The 22,610-nt window shown below is 40.3% G+C and carries 22 protein-coding genes; 9 read left to right on the top strand and 13 right to left on the bottom strand.

Annotated features, from left to right (window positions below; all coding sequences use genetic code 11):
* Positions 1–3 precede the first annotated feature (3 nt).
* Together HS960_RS02405 and HS960_RS02400 are read right to left on the bottom strand one after the other, a co-directional pair.
* A complete protein-coding gene (locus tag HS960_RS02405) occupies positions 4–828 on the bottom strand; it encodes a siderophore-interacting protein (protein WP_182331172.1) in 825 nt (274 codons plus the stop codon).
* Positions 829–988: 160 nt separating this feature from the next.
* Complete coding sequence (locus tag HS960_RS02400; protein ID WP_182331171.1) at positions 989–1,975, bottom strand: helix-turn-helix transcriptional regulator; 987 nt, start codon at positions 1,973–1,975, stop codon at positions 989–991.
* 185 nt (positions 1,976–2,160) lie between these two features.
* Here HS960_RS02400 and HS960_RS02395 point away from each other — a divergent pair, with 185 nt between their 5' ends.
* Positions 2,161–2,421 (top strand): hypothetical protein, encoded by a 261-nt coding sequence (locus HS960_RS02395; protein WP_046675378.1) that lies wholly within the window; start codon positions 2,161–2,163, stop codon positions 2,419–2,421.
* 71 nt (positions 2,422–2,492) lie between these two features.
* Here the strand turns inward: HS960_RS02395 and HS960_RS02390 are convergent, their stop codons facing one another.
* The 4 genes from HS960_RS02390 to HS960_RS02375 all read right to left on the bottom strand — a co-directional run bounded on the left by HS960_RS02390 (position 2,493) and on the right by HS960_RS02375 (position 6,115).
* A complete protein-coding gene (locus HS960_RS02390) occupies positions 2,493–3,329 on the bottom strand; it encodes a glycine betaine ABC transporter substrate-binding protein (protein WP_159727730.1) in 837 nt (278 codons plus the stop codon).
* Between the two features lies 1 nt (position 3,330).
* Positions 3,331–4,158, bottom strand: coding sequence for an ABC transporter permease (locus HS960_RS02385; protein ID WP_075993479.1), 828 nt, complete (start codon positions 4,156–4,158; stop codon positions 3,331–3,333).
* 2 nt (positions 4,159–4,160) lie between these two features.
* Complete coding sequence (locus HS960_RS02380; protein ID WP_182331170.1) at positions 4,161–5,402, bottom strand: quaternary amine ABC transporter ATP-binding protein; 1,242 nt, start codon at positions 5,400–5,402, stop codon at positions 4,161–4,163.
* 458 nt (positions 5,403–5,860) lie between these two features.
* On the bottom strand, positions 5,861–6,115 hold the full coding sequence (locus HS960_RS02375) for a hypothetical protein (RefSeq protein ID WP_159727734.1): 255 nt from the start codon (positions 6,113–6,115) through the stop codon (positions 5,861–5,863).
* A 214-nt stretch (positions 6,116–6,329) separates the two neighbouring features.
* Between HS960_RS02375 and HS960_RS02370 the strand changes: the two genes are divergently transcribed.
* The 3 genes from HS960_RS02370 (at position 6,330) to HS960_RS02360 (ending at position 9,113) form a co-directional block, all read left to right on the top strand.
* Positions 6,330–7,172, top strand: a complete 843-nt coding sequence (locus HS960_RS02370) for an SDR family NAD(P)-dependent oxidoreductase (RefSeq protein WP_153845779.1) — start codon at positions 6,330–6,332, stop codon at positions 7,170–7,172.
* Positions 7,173–7,242: 70 nt separating this feature from the next.
* Positions 7,243–8,178, top strand: coding sequence for a helix-turn-helix domain-containing protein (locus HS960_RS02365; RefSeq protein WP_159727736.1), 936 nt, complete (start codon positions 7,243–7,245; stop codon positions 8,176–8,178).
* Positions 8,179–8,273: 95 nt separating this feature from the next.
* Positions 8,274–9,113 (top strand): cold-shock protein, encoded by an 840-nt coding sequence (locus HS960_RS02360; protein ID WP_159727738.1) that lies wholly within the window; start codon positions 8,274–8,276, stop codon positions 9,111–9,113.
* Between the two features lie 161 nt (positions 9,114–9,274).
* Here HS960_RS02360 and HS960_RS02355 read toward each other — a convergent pair whose 3' ends face one another.
* Entirely contained in the window at positions 9,275–10,024 is a 750-nt protein-coding gene (locus HS960_RS02355) for an SDR family oxidoreductase (protein ID WP_159727740.1), read from the bottom strand.
* A gap of 77 nt (positions 10,025–10,101) precedes the next feature.
* On the opposite strand from HS960_RS02355, the gene HS960_RS02350 reads away from it, so the two are divergent.
* The gene (locus tag HS960_RS02350) at positions 10,102–10,443 is read left to right on the top strand and encodes a winged helix-turn-helix transcriptional regulator (RefSeq protein ID WP_159727742.1); all 342 of its coding nucleotides are present in this window, start codon (positions 10,102–10,104) and stop codon (positions 10,441–10,443) included.
* 11 nt (positions 10,444–10,454) lie between these two features.
* Here HS960_RS02350 and HS960_RS02345 read toward each other — a convergent pair whose 3' ends face one another.
* Positions 10,455–12,230 carry an alpha-L-fucosidase gene (locus HS960_RS02345; protein ID WP_200845553.1) on the bottom strand — a complete coding sequence of 592 codons (1,776 nt, stop codon included), beginning with the start codon at positions 12,228–12,230 and terminating at the stop codon, positions 10,455–10,457.
* A 1-nt stretch (position 12,231) separates the two neighbouring features.
* The gene (locus tag HS960_RS02340; protein WP_153845774.1) at positions 12,232–13,515 is read right to left on the bottom strand and encodes a Gfo/Idh/MocA family protein; all 1,284 of its coding nucleotides are present in this window, start codon (positions 13,513–13,515) and stop codon (positions 12,232–12,234) included.
* 347 nt (positions 13,516–13,862) lie between these two features.
* On the opposite strand from HS960_RS02340, the gene HS960_RS02335 reads away from it, so the two are divergent.
* Positions 13,863–14,732: a DMT family transporter gene (locus tag HS960_RS02335; RefSeq protein WP_153845773.1), complete on the top strand. Its 870-nt coding sequence runs from the start codon at positions 13,863–13,865 to the stop codon at positions 14,730–14,732.
* A 91-nt stretch (positions 14,733–14,823) separates the two neighbouring features.
* On the opposite strand, the gene HS960_RS02330 is transcribed toward HS960_RS02335, so the two are convergent.
* A complete protein-coding gene (locus HS960_RS02330; protein WP_182331169.1) occupies positions 14,824–16,506 on the bottom strand; it encodes an FAD-binding dehydrogenase in 1,683 nt (560 codons plus the stop codon).
* A 331-nt stretch (positions 16,507–16,837) separates the two neighbouring features.
* On the opposite strand from HS960_RS02330, the gene HS960_RS02325 reads away from it, so the two are divergent.
* A complete protein-coding gene (locus tag HS960_RS02325; RefSeq protein WP_182331168.1) occupies positions 16,838–17,821 on the top strand; it encodes an aldo/keto reductase in 984 nt (327 codons plus the stop codon).
* Positions 17,822–17,980: 159 nt separating this feature from the next.
* Here the strand turns inward: HS960_RS02325 and HS960_RS02320 are convergent, their stop codons facing one another.
* From HS960_RS02320 to HS960_RS02310, 3 genes are all read right to left on the bottom strand, one after another.
* Positions 17,981–18,967 (bottom strand): Gfo/Idh/MocA family protein, encoded by a 987-nt coding sequence (locus HS960_RS02320; RefSeq protein ID WP_182331167.1) that lies wholly within the window; start codon positions 18,965–18,967, stop codon positions 17,981–17,983.
* Positions 18,968–19,059: 92 nt separating this feature from the next.
* Positions 19,060–19,542, bottom strand: a complete 483-nt coding sequence (locus HS960_RS02315) for a YdeI/OmpD-associated family protein (RefSeq protein ID WP_159727748.1) — start codon at positions 19,540–19,542, stop codon at positions 19,060–19,062.
* 19 nt (positions 19,543–19,561) lie between these two features.
* Positions 19,562–20,518, bottom strand: a complete 957-nt coding sequence (locus tag HS960_RS02310) for an aldo/keto reductase (protein ID WP_182333074.1) — start codon at positions 20,516–20,518, stop codon at positions 19,562–19,564.
* A 309-nt stretch (positions 20,519–20,827) separates the two neighbouring features.
* Between HS960_RS02310 and HS960_RS02305 the strand changes: the two genes are divergently transcribed.
* Positions 20,828–21,868 carry a sensor histidine kinase gene (locus tag HS960_RS02305; RefSeq protein WP_182331166.1) on the top strand — a complete coding sequence of 347 codons (1,041 nt, stop codon included), beginning with the start codon at positions 20,828–20,830 and terminating at the stop codon, positions 21,866–21,868.
* A complete protein-coding gene (locus HS960_RS02300) occupies positions 21,858–22,547 on the top strand; it encodes a LytR/AlgR family response regulator transcription factor (RefSeq protein ID WP_153845767.1) in 690 nt (229 codons plus the stop codon). The genes HS960_RS02305 and HS960_RS02300 overlap by 11 nt, the downstream gene beginning before the upstream one ends.
* Positions 22,548–22,610 lie beyond the last annotated feature (63 nt).

The raw sequence follows: 22,610 nt of genomic DNA, 5'->3' as shown, positions 1-22,610 counted from the left end.
ACGTTAAGCCCGGATTTCTTCACTCTCACTACGGCGATCTGTAGCAGATTTATCTTCAGCAACTCCGGCTTTCCAATACGAATAAGCATAAAGTTCCTGTCTTCCCCAACCGAGATCCTTACGCAAATAATTGCGAATCTCCTTAACTGTCGAAAATTCAGCAGCTATATAAGCAAATTTATCCTCTACGGGCAAGGATCTGATCTTCACCAAATCCGCCAAAAGGCTACCTTCCTGTGGCGTATCATTATGTAACCAGATAAAATCAATAGCAGCCTTAGTCTTCAATTGCTGTATATCTTCGCTACCATGTACTTCAATCATACAGATTCCCTTTGCCGAAGGTGGCAAATCTTCTAAGATTGCCCCCAGAACAGGAATTGCAGTTGCATCCCCAACAAGGAGATAGTTAGCTGCAACTTTATATAGAGAGGTCTTACCTGCTTTCATTAGAATCCCAAGCACATCGCCAGGTTTTGCAGCCATAGCCCAAGCTGAAGCTGGCCCCTCATCACCATGGGCAACAAAATCAATCCATACCTCATTTCTATCAAGGTTGATACCGCGATGTGTATAAGTTCGAACTGTTGGCCTAATCGCTTCATCCATCGGCTTCCACTGCCCTCGTTCATAATCAAATTCTGGAAAATAAATGCGATCTACATGCTTTGGCGGAATCAAGATCTTGTTATTGACTCCGACGGTCGTATTAGCGATTTGATCCACACCATCACCAGTCAAATAAACACGAATATAATGTGGCGTCAGGTATTCTTTTCTACTTACAGTCAGGGCGAGCTGTATTACTTTCATTTCAGTTTTTCCCATGATTTTCTAATTACGTACATATTTGATCAAAAGATTTCTATTAAGAATCTTTCTAAACAAAGGTAATTATTCGACTTTTATCAAACCCGATTCATGCGCTATTAAAACTTCCGTAAGAAGGAATAAAAGGTCCGTAAAGTGTGAAAAAAGCTATTCCACATTACAAGGTATTTTTTAGCTTACTCGGTGGGATTCCAAATTTACGTTTAAAGGCCTCCGAAAAATGGCGTTGATTTTTGTAACCAACCAAATCAGAAACTTCACCGATTGTTCGATCTTCATCTAGGATCAGTTTCTTGGCATGTTCCATTTTTGCGTCATGCCAAAAACCAAAAACAGTCGTACCAAAGAGCTCCTTAAAACCTTTTTTCAATGTGAATTCATTGGTACCCACCAGATGCGCGAGATTGACCAGTGTACTATTGGTATCCATATTTTTTAAAAGAAACTCACGAACGGCATATATCTTATCGATATCGGCTTGTTTTAACGAAACTGCTACAAAATCTTCTTCCTGAAACTGTTCCAATTGAAGAAGCAAGAGCTCCATAATCTTTGCTTCCAGGAAAATTTTCTTAAAAATTCCCTTTCGTTGACAATTAATTATCTCGTTGATAATTTGATACATATCATGGGTAATCCGTCTATGCATATTGGTCAGCAATCCCGATTTACCACGGTCAATGGCATTACGAAAATCTGCAAAGAATTTAGAATCGTCGGGTAAGAATCTTTTAAAAAATTCGGGCGATAAGTTTATTTCACATAACTGAAACTCCTGATTCCCCCAATCCATTTGACCACACATTGAATTTCCGTAAATAATATTATGCTGGTAGGTCTCGAAATTTACACCTGAGGGCATCATTTCGCCACTCGCCTGACTATTACCCTTTAAAGCAAAGTGCATTTCAACTGTTTCAAAATCACTTTCAAAACGAAACCGCATCCGTTTAAATAATTGTGCATGACCGTAACCAATATGAATACCATCGAAGAAAACCTCCTTGTAAAAACCTTTCCCAAAAGTAGTATCTAAATGTGTTACAGATTCATAAATTCCCGTATCGACAGAAAAGCAGGTACTTGGGTAAGTCCGCTCCAATAATAAATTGGGTGAATCAATATCATATAATCTTAGTGCCATTTTTAATTCCTTTTAGGATTCAAATAGTCTTACGCACATTAGGCAATATATCTTAGCAGAAATATTCCCTTCGACGGACATTTTACTCCTTTATGCAGACCCCATAACAATAGAATGCCTGCTATCTTTGACTAAAGTATGAAATCATTTAGAATCATTCTTAATTATTTTAAAAATAATTCACTATGGATACAAATAGAAATCAGGATATGGCAGACAACTTTCCACTCATCCAGGATAGCATTTATAATAACATCAAGATTGCCAATCCAAATGCAACGAAACATGATATTATTTTAGCCGCAGAAAAAGCGAAAGTCTTAGATTTCGCCTGGGAATTTCCAAAGGGGCTCGACACATGGATTGATGATAGCAGATATCCTTTATCCAGCATACAACAACAACAAATCCAACTGGCCCGTAAATTTTTAAGGGCATTGTCGTGATGACAATGCCCTCCTTATGCTATGCCGTGCAGCGTGCTGCGGTGGCATAACTATTTAATCACCTCAGTTAACTATAACCAGCCCTTTACGAGATCGTTATGTTTCCTGACCCATTCTTTTGCCGTAATTGCTTTGTTCTGGCTTCCCTGCATTTGTGACAACAAATCAGCCATTGTTGATTCATCAAAGTGGACTTTCGAGAAAAATCGGGCTAGCTCCGGCTGCTCAATGTTAAAGTCTCCCCGTGCAAAAATTTTAATTTGCTCGGCATCACCCAATGTCTTTTTGGGGTCATCCAAAAACTTCAATTTCATTTTAGCAAACATCCAATGCGGTTGCCAGCCAGCTACCACAATCCAACGTTTTGCTTTGATCGCGTTTTGCAATTCCGTGATCATAGCGACGGTAGATGAGTTCACATGCTTATAATCGAGGCTATAATCTTTGATCACCTGATCCACCGCACGTGTTATTCCAGCCCCCTTTTCTATACCAATGATCCTTCTATCAAACTCTTTTTCATGTTTTTTCAACTCTTCAATTCCATCAATTGTTACGTAATCCGGTACAACAAGTCCATTTCGCGCATGGTTATAACTCGTTCCAAGCTCTTCAATATTTGGGAATTTAGCCACTTTACTTCCATGGGTCAATGGCAGCCAGACATCCATATATAGATCTGTATCGCCATTGTTCATGGAGGCTAAGATCATATCTGGCGTAGCCCGCTGGATAACAACATGATACCCCTTTTCTTCCATAATAACTTTTGCGACCTCTGTCATTGCGACTCCTTCGGCCCAGCCATCGACCATACCGATATGAATAATATTTTTATTCCGGCCTGTGGTGCATGAAGCAAGCAATAACACCATCAGACACAACACCATACTTTTTATTTTCCTCATACTATGCTTTCTTTTTTACAAAGCCCTGCGTGATCCGATCCAAAATAATAGCGAGAATCACAACGGACAAACCGCTTTCAAAACCAAGACCAATATCCAAGTTGTTGATACCCTCAAGCACTTTTTCTCCCAAGCCACCAGCAGCAATCATTCCGGCAATAACAACCATCGATAGAGACAGTAATATGGTCTGATTGATCCCCGCTAAGATTGTTTTTGTAGCCAAGGGCAGCTCTACTTTAAATAAGATCTGACTATTGGTAGCTCCAAATGAACGCGCAGCTTCCACAATATCTTTTGGAACCGCATCAATCCCTAGAGTCGTCAAACGGACAGCAGGTGGCATAGCGAAAATAATGGTAGCAAAAGCTCCCGGGACTTTACCGATACTAAAAAATAACACCGCTGGAATCAAGTAAACAAAGGCAGGCATCGTCTGCATTAAATCAAGTAAGGGCCGAATGATTTTCGCTGCTAGTTTATTCTTCGCGGCCCACACGCCCAAAGGAACTGATATAACCAATGCTGTCAGTGTAGCTACCAATACCAGGGCCAAAGTCTCCATCGTTGCAATCCAAAATCCCATCAGATAGATCAATGTTAATCCCACCAATGTTGTCAATGCAACCCCTTTCCCAGATTTCCACCAGGCTAAACCTGTAAATAATGCGATGATAATAAAAAAAGGTATTGTTGTTAGCACCCATTCCAGTCCAATAATGGATGCATTCCCCGTATTTTTTATCAAGTTAAAAAATGGTTCTAAATGATCTGTCAGCCAATTGACGGCTACAGCAATGTATTGTCCTATATCGATTACTTTATTCATTTCTACTGATTATTTGCTTTCTCTTTTAATTCAATAATTTCTTCTTCATTATACTTTGTCGCTTCGATAATCAATGATGTCTGTGTTACGATCCCCAACAAACGATTATGTTCATTCACCACAGCGATTGGCGACCGGATCTCCGATATCAAGGGCAACATTTCTTCAACGGTCACCTCTTTTGATACAGTTGGAACGGTCGTATGTATAATGGATTCTACGGTAGGTTCCCTACGCTTTGCAGATTGAATGACTTCACTCATATGAACAAAACCAAGAAAAGTCTCATGAGCATCAACTACAGGGAGAATCTCAATTCCTGTCGACCGCATTTTACGTAGAGCCCCCTCAGGGCCATCTTTTTTGAAACGTACAACAGTAGGTTTCTCAAACATCAGTGAACCTGCCGAAATGATGGACTTGCGATCCACTTTTTCAACAAAGGCTTTAACATACTCACTCGCTGGATTTGTCAAGATATCTTCCGCAGTACCGATCTGTTCGATGACACCATCTTTCATAATAGCAATACGATCGCCCAATTTGATTGCTTCATCGAGATCATGGGTAATAAAAACGATCGTTTTTTGTAAATTATCCTGCAACTCCAATAACTGATCTTGCATTTCTGTTTTAATCAGGGGATCTAGTGCTGAAAATGCCTCATCCATCAGTAATACTTCGGGATCATTTGCAAGTGCCCGAGCCAGTCCAACCCGCTGTTGCATACCACCAGATAACTGAGACGGTAACTGTTGTTCAAATCCGCTCAGCCCCACTACATCAAGTGCTTTCTGAGCCTTAGATTCCCGTTTGTCTCGTTCTTCCCCTCTTAGTTCTAAACCAAAAGCGGCATTGCTCAATACGGTGTGATGTGGCAACAGACCAAACTTCTGAAAGACCATACTCATTTCTGTCCTACGGACTTCAAGAAGATCTTTATTATTTTTCCCTGTAATATCCTCTCCATTGATAAATACCTTTCCTGATGTGGGTTCGTTCAATCGATTAAGACAACGGAGCAGGGTAGATTTCCCACTGCCTGATAGTCCCATTATAACAAAGAATTCACCCTCGAAGATTTCAAAATTAGCTTTGTTGATTCCGATCGTGCAATCTGTCTTTGCCAAGATCTCCTTTTTGGAGAAACCCTCATTTAGTAATTTCAAAGCTTGCTTCTTCTGTTTTCCGAAAACAAGTACCAAGTCTTCAACTTTTACTTTTACCTTGCTAGTTTTATCCATTCTTTAATTTTTTTAAACATAAATAAACCATAAGGGCATGAGTAACCCACTAAGGCCATACGCCTACGCTATTTTCTTACAAATAAAAATATCCCTACAGTTGAGTTCGTTTGATCGAAATCTTACTCGTACAGTTCAATCAACTTATTAACTAACATACTTTACTCTCGGTTCGGTAAGAGCAATGATGAAAAAGAAACTAATCTTTTAAAGACGAAATGCTCCATTCAAAAAGCATCTCCAAAATATACTTCAACAAGTATAACGAACAACCTAGGCTGTGCCAACGGCACAAAGCCATAGCGGAATAAACTCACGCCATTCTGTCTTTTGACAGTACAAAGGTACGAAAAATAAATTTAACGTCTTTTTCGGACCATATAAACCTATTTTACAACAACTTATAAAAATAAAAATGAGATCTGATTTTTTGAAGATAAAATCAGTAAACTTAGTAGCTAAACCAGCCGGTCTCGCAGCCCATATTGTACACATAATCCCTTTACCTTTTCCGCAAATGCCTGTCGATAATAGCTGGAAAGTTTACCGTCCGGACCAAACAATCGTTGGTATTTTTCCACGAGCTGTGGATAGTGTTTTTCAACCGCACGCATAACCAAAGTCCGATTATCACCAGGGTCAGAACCATATAATGCCAAGGTATCTCTCCGTTTTGTTTTGTTAAGAATGGATTTAGCAATTACACGCTGCATACGGAACTTTACGTTTAATGAAAATCTATCTTATAAAAACAGATTTTAACATCCTAAGTTAGTTCAAAATTACGACTAAGAGACAAAAAATAACTCCATAAAATTATTCGTTTAAATAAATTTCACAAAACTCCTTTCGGCTACATATTCCCTCAATTTGGCGATTTTTATTAGACGCGCTTTATGGAAGTTTGTATTACAAATACAAAGAAATATGACACAAAATACGCAAAGTAAAATCTGGTTTATCACGGGCAGTTCGCGCGGATTCGGGAAAATCTGGACAGAGGCAGCATTACAGCGGGGAGACAAAGTAATTGCTACCGCACGACGACTCTCTTCCATCGCCTATCTCAATGAGAAATATGGAGACAACGTATTGACACTGGAATTGGACGTTACCGACACCGAAAAAGTAAAAACTGTTGTACAACAGGCATATGATCACTTTGGCCAGTTAGACATTGTCCTTAACAATGCAGGTTACTCTCTGGTTGGAACTATTGAGGAAGCTAGCATGGACGATATTCGAAAACAATACGAAACAAATATCCTTGGACCGGTAGCTGTCATTCAAGCTGTTTTACCATTATTACGTCAGCAAGGACATGGCCACATCTTAGGGACATCAAGTAGCCTAGGCCACGTTACACTGCCTGTAATCGGATACTATTGTTCCTCAAAATGGGCATTTGAAGCAATACACGAAAGTTTAGCGCTTGAGGTCAAAGCGTTTGGCATCAGAGTAACCATCATAGAACCCGGAGCCTATGCCACCGAATTTGGAAGTCAGGAATCACTACAATTTGCTGAAACATTAGATCCTTACCAAGATTTTAAAGCCCAATTTTTTACTGATTTAGGAAAAATGGAGAAAGGTGATCCGAATGCGACTCCAGCTGCAATCTTCAGTATTGTTGACACAGAAAATCCTCCCTTGCGGTTTAATCTAGGAAATGGAAACCTATCTTGGGTAAGTAGTGTATATGCCGAAAGGATTGCCACATGGAAAGAATGGGATACTGTTTCAGCACAAGCTCAAGGCGTTTCTAAGTAATCCCTATGTCAATAATTCATTCTCGTTTACATTATCGACTATTGTAAACGAGAATTATGTAAATTCAAAAATGAAAAAAGAACAAAAAGCTCTCCCAAAGATGGAATCCCTATCGGATATTCACCGTGCTTTTGGCCTTCCAACACCGGCCCACCCCTTGGTCAGCATGGTGAATGGCAGCACTCATCAGGTTATGCTCAACAATATTCCTCAACCGCATGTATTGAATTTTTACAAAATATCCTACAAACCGAGTGTTAAAGGAAAACTCATCTATGGACAAGGTTACTATGACTTTGACGAAGGTGGACTTCTGTTTGCCGCTCCAAATCAAATTATAGGAAACCACGGCGCAAATGAAGGCGAAGTATGCTCACAATATACCCTTTTGATACATCCTGATTTCTTTTGGGGATATCCCCTAGCAAAAAAAATAAAACAATACGGCTTTTTTTCTTATACCACAAATGAAGCCTTACATTTATCCGAAAAAGAAAAAGACCGAATTATTTCCATCTTCCGACACATCGATGAAGAATTAACTAGCCGAATCGATGACTTTAGTCAAGATGTGATTATTTCCCACATTGAATTACTTTTAAATTATGCCAACCGATTTTATAAAAGACAATTTATCACCCGAAAAGCGATTAATACGAACTTAATAGCCAAACTTGAGGAAATATTGGAAGCATATTTCTCTAACAATATTTCTACTAAACAAGGCATTCCAACGGTACAGTATCTTGCTGAACGCCTACACATTTCAGCCAGTTATTTAAGCGATATGCTCCGTTTGCAGACCGGTGAAAATACGCAACATTTCATCCATGATAAAATAATTGACAAAGCAAAAGAGAAATTATCCATCACAAACCTATCCGTAAGCGAAGTTGCTTACGACTTGGGCTTTGGCCATCCCCAATCATTTAACAAGTTATTCAAAGCGAAGACAAATATGTCTCCTTTGGCCTTCCGAAAATCTTTTCCCCAACCAAATAAGTAGGTAAATACGAGAAAAATAGGTGATATAGCACAAATAATTGCAAATATTTCATTTTCAATACCTAATAAAGGCATTTATTCCTTACCTTTATCCTATTGAAACAAAACTCAACCCCAGCCATGTTTATCGGCGCAGTCAAATGGTTCGACAATAACAAAGGATTTGGTACTCTTGCGTTACCTTCCGGAGAAGAACTCTTTGTGCATATACGCAGGTTTAAAGTTCCTCCAGAACATATTATTCAACCTGGAGAAGTTATTGTTGGCGACAAGAAACCCGACCCTAAAAGGAGCGGTTATCTCGCTCAGAACTGCAGGATTCTCAAAAGGCCCGAAGATTGGAAATTCGTCATCTCGCTCCTCGACAAAGAACACACCGTACTCCTCCCCGACAGCCACGGTCGAGAACAAAAGCATAACTTAACCTCATTAACAGCAAGACAACTTTTAAGAACCCAGCCCAGAGAACATATTGTGGCCATGCTGACCGCTAATTTTGATGTTCATTTTGATAGCTCAATTTTCATTTCCTATGCCGAATTGATCGACAAAAGCATTACTGGTGTTTTTGAGAAAGAAACCGCTTACGAGATACTTTCCAAAGTGTTCGATTACTTTGGGAAACATGTCTCGCATCAAATCCTATTTCGCGTATGGAAGGAAAGCATGTTTAGGTATATTGGCTATCCGGCAGAAGGCGACTACGAAATTCCTGAGCTTGTATTTAATCTGAATGCCACAGAAATCAATTGTGAGGATCTTGCCAGAATTAGCACCTACAGTTATGGAAAATCCTTTTGTACTGATTTTGTAAATGCACTATTTGACGATCTAGAAACAATGGATAAGCAAGATATCGAGCCGCTGCTTCCATATATCGAGTTCTTAGAGAATGAGGCGTCTATCGAAAAAATACAGACGTTGCTGCAAGAATAGCTTAAACTATTTAATCTCGTAAAATTAGCATGCAATCCGCCCTAATATAAATAAGCGAGATCAGACAAAGAATCTAAACTATTGATTATCCTTCGTATGATAATAATTCAATATCTACGAAGGATAAGTTCTTCACCTAAAATTCTCTTAGTGCGCTATAATTAAGAATGATTGATACCCATTCCACCGTCCAAAACAAAATCAGCGCCAGTGATGTAAGATGCATGATCACCACTCAGATAAACAACCATTTTAGCGACGTCTTCAGCTGTACCTATCTTTTTGAGTGGAGATTCTGCTGCCAACTTATTCCAAATATTTTCGACAGTCTGCTGGTCATAATTCTTGTTGAGAACATCCGTCCTAGTCGGACCCGGACTCACGGTGTTTACACGAATTTTACGGTCTGCAAGCTCCATTGCTGCTGTTTTGGCAAAGGAATTAACGGCCGCTTTACTCGCTTGATAAATCGAACTCGCTGGCATATTTAAGGTAGCTACATTAGAAGAAAGAATAACGACAGACGCACCATCGCGAAGAAGTGGAATAAACCTGCTCAATGTAAAATATGAGCCTTTTAAATTGATATCCATTACTGCATCAAAATTCGCTTCTGATGCTTCATCAATAAAACCTCCTTCACCTGTAATACCGGCGTTGATAAATAGGACATCTATATATCCAAACCGATCTTTTATTTCTTGAGCAAGTTTTTCAATATCCTGTAGTATAGCCTGATCCGCCACGTAGGCTGTTGCTCCTATCCGCTCAGCGGCTTGATCAATAGCTTGTTTTCTTCTTCCTGTAATAATAACTTGTGCCCCATTTTCCCTAAACTCCTTCGCTGTTGCAAAACCAATTCCACTATTCCCTCCTGTAACTAAGACGACTTTGTTTTCTAAATTTTTCATTGTTCTATTTTTTGACAAATATATCGGGTATTTGATATACATTTGATACCAGTATAATAGAGTATACCAAAATTACCATGGAAAGAAATCAAGTAGAAGAACTAAGGGCATTACAAGACACCCTGTATTTTATAGGTGGAAAATGGCGTATTCCCATTATCAATTCATTATGCAACGGTAATAAACGGTTTCGAGAAATTGAACGAAGTATCCCTGGGATCACCACTCGTATGCTGTCCAAAGAATTGAAAGATATGGAACTCAACAAGCTTGTTAGCAGAAAAGTCTATCCGGACAGTCCTGTGCTAATTGAATACCTACCGACTGCCTATTGCCGGACATTTGGTAATATCATCCAAGAAATGATTAACTGGGGCCGAGAGCACAGAAAGGTGATTATTGAAGAATCTGTAGAATAGACTGTTAAGATCTATTCTACAGATTTAAATCGAAGTGCAGTAAGACTGACTTTATCACCATCCCCTTCCACTAACGAAACAGTAATTTTGTAGCGCCCCGGAGCCTTAAATTTCATCCATCCCCAAGGGTACCAGTTATACACAGAAGAGGCCGCTTGCTGATTCTGTACGATCTCCCCAGCCGAGTTTTCGATCTTCCACACCACTCTCCCCTGCCCCGTATAATTGAGATCAATTTGATAATAGCCTGGCTTAACAATGTCTATAGCATACGTTAATTTACTTTGATCAGTCCATTGCCCTACTTGAACCACATGCTTCCATTCACCGAATTTTTCCATCCATGATTTTCCAGTTTTATTACATCCTTCAACTTCAGCAAAATCAACAGGCACAATTGTCTCCATCGCCGGATCAACACCTAACATCATATCAATAGCTGGTATCTCCTCCATAACAACTTCAATGACAGAAACCAATGGATCGGGAGCTACACCTGGCATATTGATTTTTAACCATTTTCCATCGAACGTGTAATTCAAGGACTTTTTGCCGTTGGAAGTTAAAAGGCTAATCGACTTTATCCCTTTTGTTAGGCCCGGAACAAACAACTTTCCATTGGCCGGCCAATGATAGACCAACAACGAAATCTTACGCCCCTGTACAGTAGCATCTCCCCAGGGTAAGGCATGCCCCCAAGGTGACGCCTGTGCGCCATAAACGGTCTCAGGATATTTCCGGATCCAGGCACCCGCACCGCGCAACGCTAAACTCGCTGGTTCTGGAATAGTCCCGTCTGGCTTGGGGCCGACATTTAACATATAAGTCCCACCTCGACCAACCGTCGACAATGTACGCAATAGGATCTCGCGAGCACTCTTCCAATTATTGTCGTACCAAGCATATCCCCAAGAATCGTTGGTTACATCCACTGCTTCCCAAAGACCTGGAACATTCTGCCGCGGTACTTCCATATCTCCTAAAGTAGAATAATCCCCGAGCCCGTGCCCAACTCGCCCTGACACAAATGCTCCGGGTTGATTTTTATGAACCAATTCAACAAGTTTTTGTGCATATTTCTTGTCCATTCCCCCAGGAGTATCGAACCAGACCAATTCTATCGGTCCATACTCAGTTGTAATCTGATTCACCTCAGGATAACATTTCTCCCAAAAATAATCATCAAATGTTTTCGGCTGACCAGCTGCATTCACCTTGGGGCCTCCATTTCCGCCAGGATAGGTCCAATCCTGATTTTGCGAATAATAGAACCCAAAACCAATTCCCCCCTCTTTACAGGCTTTTGCGAGCTCAATCATTGGATCACGCTTAAAATCAGTAGCCTCAACAATATTAAAAGAATTCACCTTAGAATGAAACATCGAAAATCCATCGTGATGTTTACTTGTAATCACGATGTAACGCATTCCAGCATCTTTTGCAAGCTGCACAATAGCTTTAGCATCAAAATGATCTGGACGGAAAGAACCCGCAGCGGCCATATAGTCCGCAACAGGGATATTGGCCATACTCTTGTTCATGAGCCACTCCCCTATGCCATAAAACGTTTTTCCCTTCCAGGTATTTGCTAGCTGCGAATAGATTCCCCAATGGATAAACATCGCATATTTGCCTTCACGGAACAGTTTCCCTCTATTTTGGGCGATCGGTTTATTTCCCCCTTCACCATTCCACATTTGTTCCATCTGTTGCGCTGAAACCTGGTTCACAGTCAGCCCCGTCAGTGCTAGACAAAACAATATCTTTTTAACAGCTATTTTTAACATCTTAAACCTTGGGCAGATTATAACCATTATGATAAACTTTCGCCAGGTACTGGTCTGCATCCTTATCATTGAAACTGCGCTTTTGTTTGTCCCAGAACAATTTCTTTTTGGCCCGATAAGCAATATTTCCCATTTGTGAGAATATCGCGATATGTGCCCCAGCTTCTATCGGAGCATGTAAACCCTCAACGGATTTCTTTCTAACTGCTTCTACAAAATTAACCATATGCTTGTCCAATCCATTATCCTGTGAACGTTGAAAAGAGACAGCATCCATTCGCCCTTTCTCCGGGATAACTTCCCAGCCCTCGCGATTGACGACCAAGGTACCATTATTGCCAATGAAAGCAACTCCGTGAGTCTTTTCGTAAGGCCCCAAATCTATCCCTGTTGCCTGCTCCCATTGAACATTAAATCCATCAAACTCGTATACCGTTGTTAAACTATCTGGTGTTTCAGCGGCATCGTCAGGATAAGCAAATTTACCGCCAGCAGCCATAACCGAAACAGGATCTGATACTTTCATTCCAATTAGCGCATAATCCAACATATGTACCCCCCAATCGGTCATCAAGCCACCCGCATAATCCCAATACCATCTAAAATTGAAATGAAAACGATTGGGATTAAACGCACGTTTTGGTGCTGGTCCCAACCATTTATCATAATGTACTCCCGCAGGAACAGGAGCGTCAGCCTGAACCGGAATACTCTTCATCCAACCTTGATAAGCCCAAGCCTTAACAAGACGTATTTTCCCCAATTTTCCGCTATGAACAAAATCCATCGCATCTCTGAAATGTTGTTGGCTACGTTGCCACTGCCCAACCTGTACAACGCGCTTATGCTTCTTAGCAGCTGCAACCATAATTTCGCATTCCCGAATGGAGTTTCCAATCGGTTTTTCGACATATACATCTTTTCCGGCCGCAACAGCATCAACCATTTGCATACAATGCCAATGATCAGGTGTAGCGACAATAACAACATCAACGTCATTTGCTTTTAGGAGGTCTTTATAATCGATGTAAGTCTTCACATTAATATTGCGTTTCTTTAATTCCTCAGCTCGATTCCCCAAAACATTTTCATCGACATCACATAATGCCGTACACTGCACTCCTGGTACCTTCAAGATGGCGTTCAGATTGGACCAGCCCATTCCGTTTGTACCGATCAGCCCTACACGAACCGTATCAGCTTGAAAACCGAATACTTTCGTCTGTGCAAAAAGTGCTGATGCAGCCAATAGACTCGTATTTCGTATAAATTCTTTTCTCTTCATTGTTTAGTTTGGTTTATATTGATATTGTGTATTCATTACTAGGAAGACGATTATCTTGGGATCCCCCCTAGCGAGATTACTAATATAACATTTAGTCTTTAGGATGAAGAATATTAATCCAAACAAAATAGCTGAAATATAACACTTTGAATGCTGTAGATAATTTCTATATTTGTTAAAAACAAGCATAAAACCATGGGCCGAAGAACTTGTCTTTCTCCTCCAGCAAAATAATATAGCGCAATGTCAAACGAATAATGGCGTCCGATCAGGAGCAAATTCGGATGATATAAGGATTAACTATTTATTTAGCTTTTAAATTTCCCTTTTGGGAAAGACATTTTTTTATGAAAAAATCATATTTAGTACTTCATACCGCAGTATTGCTCGCAGGCTTCACCGGTGTTTTCGGCAAGCTCATTACCCTCAATCAAATACCACTCGTCTGGTTTCGGGTTTTACTCTCAACAATCATCTTATTCCTCGTTCTCAAATTATTCAAAATTGAGCGTTTAAAATCCACTAAAGATGTGTTTAAAATTGCGAAAGTCGGCCTATTAATCACCATCCACTGGATATTTTTTTATGGTAGCATCAAGTTTTCCAACATTTCCATTGGCGTGGTTTGCTATTGCCTAACCAGTTTTTTTACCGCTGTATTAGAGCCAATCATCAACAAGAAAAGATTTAGCGCAGCGCAGCTCATGTTAAGTATGCTGACATTGATCGGAATCAGTTTAATCTTTCATTTTGATAGCTCTTATCAACTTGGGATTATTTTGGGTGTAATTTCAACTATTTTTGCGGCTTTATATACCATTTACAACGAGCGACTAGTCAAACAATATGATAGTAAATTGCTCAATTTTTATCAGATGCTTAGTGGCACCATTGTATTGGGACTCGGACTGCCCATTTTCTATTATCTATTTCCCACCGAACGTTTTATACCGAGCTTTTCTGATGGGGTCTATTTAATCTTACTGGCTTTATTTTGTACGGTTGGCCTCTATGTTCTTTTTGCTGAATCACTCAAGAAGCTATCTGCATTTACGGTCAATTTGAGTTTCAATCTCGAGCCCATCTATTCGATTATCATTGCTTTTTTATTCTTCAACGAAGGCAAACAAGTCAATGCTTCCTTCTATGTTGGACTCGCTCTTGTACTCGTTTCTGTTCTTCTCCAAACGATGCGCTCTATCAGAAAAAAAACTTAATAGTCCCTTATTCCATAGGCAAAAATCGCATTGATTGCCTATGGAACCTCTATTTTAACATTAAGAAAAGAATTAATTTTCATCACATTTCTTAGGCAGATGGTGCCTTTGGCAGACTCGCAATATGTTGTCCGGCTTTCATGCCGGAGAAAATACATCCCCCCAAAAATGTACCTTCCAGTGCCCGATAGCCGTGCATCCCGCCACCACCAAATCCAGCCACCTCACCCACAGCATACAAGCCCTTTATCACCTCGTCATCCTTTGTTAGCACTTGTGCTTGGAGATTCGTTTTAAGACCACCTAAGGTTTTCCGGGTCAGTACATGGAGACGTACCGCAATAAGCGGTCCATTTTCCTGCGCCAGGATTTTATGAAGGGCTGCCACTCGGCCTAATTTATCACCACGGTAATTCCGTGTATTCCGGATGTAATTTACTTGCGTGTCCTTTGAAAACTTATTATCTACTTCCCGGTCACGCGCTTCAATTTGTGATTTAATTGCTTCATAGTCCAATAGATCCTCCCCTGTCAAACGATTCATACCGGCTACCAGATCCTTTAGATTGTCCGAAACAATAAAATCAGATCCTTTTTCCTTAAAAGCCTCAACGGGCCCGGGCGCATTTTTCCCAAAAATGCGCTTCAAAAATAAGCTGTAATCCTTGTTGGTAATATCTGGATTCTGTTCTGAACCCGAAAGAGCAAACTCTTTTTTGATAATCTTCTGCGTCAAAATAAACCAGGAATAAGAAAAGCCTGTCTCTTGCAGGTGCTTGAGTGTACCCAAGGTATCAAATCCAGGCAAATAAGGAGCAGGAAGTCTGTTGCCGCGGGCATCAAACCACAATGAAGAGGGCCCAGGCAAGATACGGATGCCGTGGTTAGGCCATATTGGATTCCAATTTTCAATCCCTTCCGTATAATGCCACATGCGATCGCGGTTTATCATATGAGCCCCAACCTCTTCCGCAATTCCGAACATTTTTCCATCGACATAGGCGGGAACACCTGAAATCATTTGTGCCGGCGCTTTCCCTAATCGTTCAGGCCAATTTTCCCGTACCAATTGATGATTTGCACCGATTCCTCCCGAAGCTATAACGACTTGATCTGCATAATATTCAAACGCCGCAAGAATAGTTCTGTTGGTTGCAATACCCCTTGCTTTGTTATCATCTTCCAAAACATCGCCCGCAATTCCAATGACCGTGCCATCTTGCGTTAGCAATTTTGTCACGCGATGTCTAAACTGAAACTGCAGAAGACCTTTTTTCTGCGCAGCATAAGCTTTATCCACAAAAGGTTTCACAACGCCGGTTCCGGTTCCCCAACTGACATGAAATCTAGGCACAGAATTACCATGCCCCGAGGCCGAACCATCACCGCGCTCCGCCCAACCGACCATAAACATCAACTTTATACCAAGCTTAGCAATGTAGGCCGACTTTTCTTCCGTTGCAAATTTCAAGTAGGCCTCAGCCCATTGTCGTGGCCAATAATCCTCCTCGCGGTCAAATCCGGCAGTCCCCATCCAATCCTGTCGGGCTAGTTCATAAGAATCCTTGATACCCATGCGACGTTGTTGCGGCGAATTGATAAGAAAAAGTCCCCCGAAGGACCAATAGGCCTGCCCCCCTAGATTTTCTTCCGTTTCCTGATCTACAAGAAGCACTTTCTTACCAGCATTGGTGACTTCCATTGCTGTCGTAAGTCCTGCCAAGCCAGCTCCAATGATAATCACGTCAGGTTTAAATTGTTCTACTTTTTGCATCGTTATCCTTTTGCTCAACTGCTTATTCCAATAAAAATGGTATTGATCGCCTTCGAAAAGACTTACTGCATGACATAAATTTACTAGTTTATACAGGAATGAGCAAGAAAAACTTAGCTATAACTGTTCAAGCTTTCCTTAAAAAAACACCTAATGATATATCACAAAAATAATAGAATAACCTAATTTAAATTATTTTAATAATAAAAAGTTGTATTATAACTTTGTTCTATCAATCATTCAGATAATAGTAAATGCAATTTCGAACAGATTTATTTGGTGAGAAAGGCGCATTAGCGTAATAAATAATTTTAATAGGAAAAATAAAAAAATGGAATACAGAAAATTAGGAAAAACAGATTTAGAATTATCAGCAATTACTTATGGAGCTTTCGCCATTGGTGGCAACATGTGGGGCGGAAATGAAAAGAGAGATTCCATTGATTCTGTAAAAGCATCGATCGACAATGGTGTCACTACATTGGATACAGCCCCTTTTTATGGATTTGGTTTAAGTGAAGAAATGATCGGTGCGGCAATTCAGGGTTACGATCGGACCAAAATACAGCTATTGACGAAATTTGGTTTGGTATGGGACGGTAGTAACCAAGGAAAAGGCGAATTTTTCTTTGATGCAGAAGAAGCTGGTAAAACTATTCCAGTTTATAAATATTCGTCAAAAACTAGTGTAATTCATGAAGTAGAGAATAGCCTAAAACGCTTACGTACGGACTACATCGATCTACTTCAGATTCACTGGCCAGATAGCACGACCCCGATTTCGGAAACGATGGAAGCCTTGGATCTTCTTTTGCAACAAGGTAAGATCCGTGCCGCCGGCGTCAGCAATTATAGTGTCGATCAAGTTTCAGAAGCACGGAAGAACCTCAACATTGCGAGTAATCAAGTTGGTTACAGTATGTTGAACCGAGGTATCGAACAGGACCTTGTTCCTTACGCAAAGGAAAATGATCTAGGGATCATTGTATATAGCCCTATGGAGCGCGGTTTATTAACCGGTAAATATTTCAATACAGGTAAATTAAAAGAAAGCGATCACCGCAATGGTTATTTCCAACAATTTGATCTGGCCAAGGTAAAGACCTTCTTGGATACCATCAGTCCAATTGCCACTAACAAAGGTGTAACGCTTTCTCAATTGGTATTACGCTGGACCAGTCTACAGCCTGCGATCACTGTGGTTTTGGCAGGTGCCCGAAATGCAGAGCAGGCCATAGCAAATGCTCAAGCCATCGATATCACGCTTACCGTCGAAGAACTATCATTTATCGATCTTGCATTGGCGAAAATTTAATATTCAGACCTGAAAATATTTATTCAATTGCCAGTACTTCCTACGGGAGTACTGGCATTAAGAACATTACAAGGGTATGTCCTCAAATAAAATACTGCACATAGGTTACCACAGTCATCACATGGTATGATCTAGCTTATGGTAAGAGCGACGAAAACATTATTGCCTTATTGTCGAAAAGTCATCGATAATCTTCATTAATACAACAGCCTCCTCAATCGGAGATGGATTAGGCCCGATGCCGCTGAAATAATCTACTGTGCGCGAAATCATTGGCAATTGAATATTTTCAGGATGATCAAATATAAATTCCTTCTCTCCATCTCTTGTTTTGACAACAACTGAATTTCCAAAAATAGAAAAAGTAATATGCCCAAGGCTTCCTACAATTTCAACCTTATCTACCTGGTTTTCTTTGGCAACATTAAAACACCAACTTCCATTAAAGACAAGCTGATTTTCAAACAAAATCGTTCCTGTGGTCTGATCAGCTACAGCACTTTCTTTATCCTGAATCAAGCTAAAACCATCGTATGAAACCGGCATTCCAAAAAAATAGAGCATCAAATCCAATTGATGTGGGGCTAAATCAAAGAAATAACCTCCCCCCGAAACGGCAGGGTCAGTACGCCAATCTCCGGCACCTTTAGTCACCAAGTCGGGGGTTCTGCTTTGCCATAAACGCAATTGGACTGTCCTTAATTCGCCAATTTCACCACCTTCAACAAGTTCTTTAACTTTTAGAAACAAAGGCAATTGCCGCCTATAATGTGCAACAACCAACTTTCCGCCACTTTCTTTTACTTCCTGCAATAATGTTTCTGCTTCTATCGCATTTAACGTAACGGGCTTTTCAACATAAACAAACTTCCCTTTACGCAAGGCAGATAGCGCATATGCGAGATGAGAAGATGGTGGCGTTGCAACATAAATTGCATTGAGATCGATATTATCGAGCAAATCGTCCGCTTCTGAATACCACAAGGGGACTTGATGTCGAGTAGCATAATCAGCAGCTTTCACCGCATCTCTTCGCATTACAGCCAATAGCTGACTATTATTTATCCGATTAAACGCTGGTCCGCTTTTTTTTTCCGTGACATCACCACAGCCGATGATACCCCATACAATTTTAGGATTATCCATAAGTATATTCAAATTATCGTTAAAATTCTGACCAATAATCCCGATATCTGGCCAGAATTACAGTATATACATCGAAGTACTGGTCTGATTTCTTAGGGCTTTTCACGGCCCACAAATCGGTTTTTACCCAAAAGAAAACCCATTGCTTTTTCAATATTTTTTCTTCGACTATCCGCCGTTTTTAAGGAAGAAATATAGCGGATAATTTCCTTTTGCTTCGATGGAGACAATCCATCGAATACCTGCAGAGCTTCCTTATTTAGTGCAAATGCTGCTTCGAGTTCGGGGTGGGGTAAAATAGTCCGGTCTTCAGGATCAAAAGCGATTGTTACGGCTAAGGTCTCCCCGATTCGTTTCGGCGAATTCGACAATATAACCGTATTAATGTACAGTCTCCACTCCCCCTTAAACCGCAGCAACGTCTGAACATAATCCTTTTCATTCACTTTTCCTTTCACAGGAATATATCCTTTGTTTATTCCTGCATCCTTGAATAGGTTTTCCAGAATATCCGTAGGAACATAAACAAAAGGATTGATACCAATAATTTCCAATTGTGCTTCGAAGGCAAACATGATATGATCAATTAGGTGACTAATTATGCTTCAGAATAGTATCTATATGCGTCAATTCATCCGCCGTAAAGTCCAGCCTGTCCAGGGCCTTGAGCGAATCAACCAGCTGTTCACTATTTCTTGCCCCCACCAAAACTGAGCTTACGCGTTCATCTTTCAACAACCATGCAATTGCCATTTGCGCCAATGTTTGACCTCTTTGTATCGCAAGATTATTCAACCGGTCGATCTTCTCCATTAATTCTGCAGTGATCATTTCACTTTTCAAAAAATGCTCTTTCGAAGCGCGTGAATCTGCCGGAATACCCCCGAGGTATTTGTTGGTCAGCAGTCCCTGTGCCAAAGGAGAGAAAGCGATCGCTCCGATTCCTTCTGCCTGCAGCACATCCAAAAGTCCCTCCTCAGGTGTCCGCACCAGCATCGAATACTTAGGCTGATGAATAAGGCATGGTGTCCCCATTGCACGCAATAACGCTGCAGCTTTCTGAGCAAGATCAGGAGGATAATTGGACAAACCTACATAGCAGGCCTTTCCTTGATGAACAATATCTCGCAATGCTACCATTGTCTCTTCCAACGGTGTATTCGGATCCGGTCGATGATGGTAAAATATATCCACATAATCGAGCTTCATCCGTTTTAAGCTCTGATGTAAGCTGGCCATCAAATATTTACGACTTCCCCAATCACCATAAGGACCTGGCCACATGGTATATCCTGCTTTGGTAGAAATAAGTAGTTCATCACGATAGCCCACAAAATCGGCATGCAATATATTCCCAAAGTTTTCTTCTGCACTTCCTGGGGGCGGTCCATAATTATTGGCAAGGTCAAAATGGGTAATCCCACGATCGAAAGCCGTAATTAAAGTGTTCCGAAATACAGCTTGAATATCAGTTTCACCAAAATTTTGCCAAAGCCCCAATGAGATGGCAGGTAAGAAAACACCGCTCTTCCCGCAGCGTCTATAGGGCATATGTTGATATCGATTTGGATTGAATGTCACGTTACAAAGTTTATACCTGCAAAATACAAAACTATTTCCAACAGTGCAGCGTATTTCCCGATTTCGCCTTCTTTCGCAAACCTCCTTTTAACACCATATCATTTAACAGCAGGTCATGTTTTAACAGCCTATCGATTAACAACAAATCATGTTAACCTTAGGAAAACAGGCTTCAATGAATAATTCTTTTTGCATAGAAACGTATTTATATTGCATATAAAAAGCAATTTATCTAAGTTTGATGATATCCAAAAATTAAGGCAATTAATTAGACATAACATGATCAGCAGGTTTTTCAGAAAATTTTATTTACATATTGTCATCTGGACTATACTACTGCTGTTACCCTTTATAACTTACCTCTACCAACCCGATAAAATCGCGGATTTCAAAGCATATTCAGCATTATCGCATTTAGTAAATATCGTATTCCTGGCTGCTAATTTTTACTTGCATTGCTATGTTGTTGCACCTACCTATTTTTTCGGTCGCAGAAAGATTTTTGTGCTATTAATCGCACTTGGATTTGCCACATACGTGGTGCTCAACTACATCATAGTCTATTTCAATCCAGATGGAGAACTTGCCCATTTGACCAAAGAGAATATTCTTTTTGTGCGCTTGGTGATTGGCCCCGGTATCATTTATTCCCTTTGTATGATTACTTCATCCATGATCTTTCTCTATGATGAACAAGCCCGACAAAAGGAGCTCAACAAGCAGATCGCGCTTGAAAAAACAACGGCAGAACTAACGATGTTAAAACTTCAGATCAGCCCGCATTTCCTATTCAATACACTTAATAATATCCGTTGGCTCATTCGTAAACAATCACCAGATTCAGAAGACACTATTGTTAAGTTATCCGAAATGCTACGCTATATACTTTACGAAGTAGACGGCCCCAAAGTCGAACTTTTTAAAGAGATCGACCATATGCGCAATTTTATTGCCTTACAGACCCTTCGTCTTCCTATTAAAGGAAATGTAGCACTTGATATTGAAAATACGGTCAAAAACAGAATGATCCCCCCATTACTCTTCATACATTTTGTGGAAAATGCATTCAAGTATGGTGTGGATAGCAAAACAGCTCCACAGATACAGTTTCAATTTCAGGAAACTCCAGGTGGCATTATCTTTATATCCCGCAATAGAATCTTACAACATACAGAACCACGTCCAAACGAAGGGATAGGACTGACCAATGTACGCAGACGATTACAATTATTGTATCCCAATCGACATGACCTCAAAATCAGAAAAACCGATGTTGGAGATTTCGAAGTAACCCTCAAACTGATGACCGATGAAGATTAAATGTATACTTATTGATGATGAACCCTTCGCGCTCAATATCCTCGAAGACGACTTGTTAAATTTTGAGCAAATCGAAGTAACAGGTAAATTTAATGCGACGGCCGAAGCGGAAGAGTATTTAAGAGATCACGCTATCGATCTGATTTTTCTGGATATTGAAATGCCCGATCAATTGGGCACACAGTTTATTCGCGAACTCGCTCCCCGCCCCCTAGTTATCTTCACCACGGCCTATCACCAATATGCTGTCGAAGGTTTCGAACTAAATGCCATTGATTATCTGCTTAAGCCGATCTCAAAAGAACGACTCGCTGCTGCAGTCCGGAAAGTGGAAGAGGGCATGCTGCTCCGTGCAAAGCAGACTCCTGAACAAGACCATATTATGGTCAATGTCGAATACAAAAAGACGAAAATTTTTCTTCACGAAATCAGTTACATAGAAGGTTTGAAAGACTATGTTAAAATATACCTGGTAGACCGTGAATCACCGCTTCTTACACGTAGCAATTTACGTGGAATGGAAAAAATATTACCGATCGCAGACTTTTTACGTATACATAATTCCTTTATTGTCAATAAAAATCGTATTGGGCAGGTGTCTCAAAACAAACTTACTTTACCCGAAGCCGCCCTCCCTATTGGTAAAAAATATATCAAAAATATCGAACAGTTTATATAATGTACCGAATCGTATCGTTATAATTATCCATTCGTCTACACATTCGCCACTTCGGTCTACAGA

It is taken from the genome of Sphingobacterium paramultivorum (assembly GCF_014109745.1).
In the GTDB taxonomy this organism is placed as follows: domain Bacteria; phylum Bacteroidota; class Bacteroidia; order Sphingobacteriales; family Sphingobacteriaceae; genus Sphingobacterium; species Sphingobacterium paramultivorum.
Note: the sequence above shows the minus strand (reverse complement) of the source record. Positions and strands in the feature narration are given on the sequence as shown.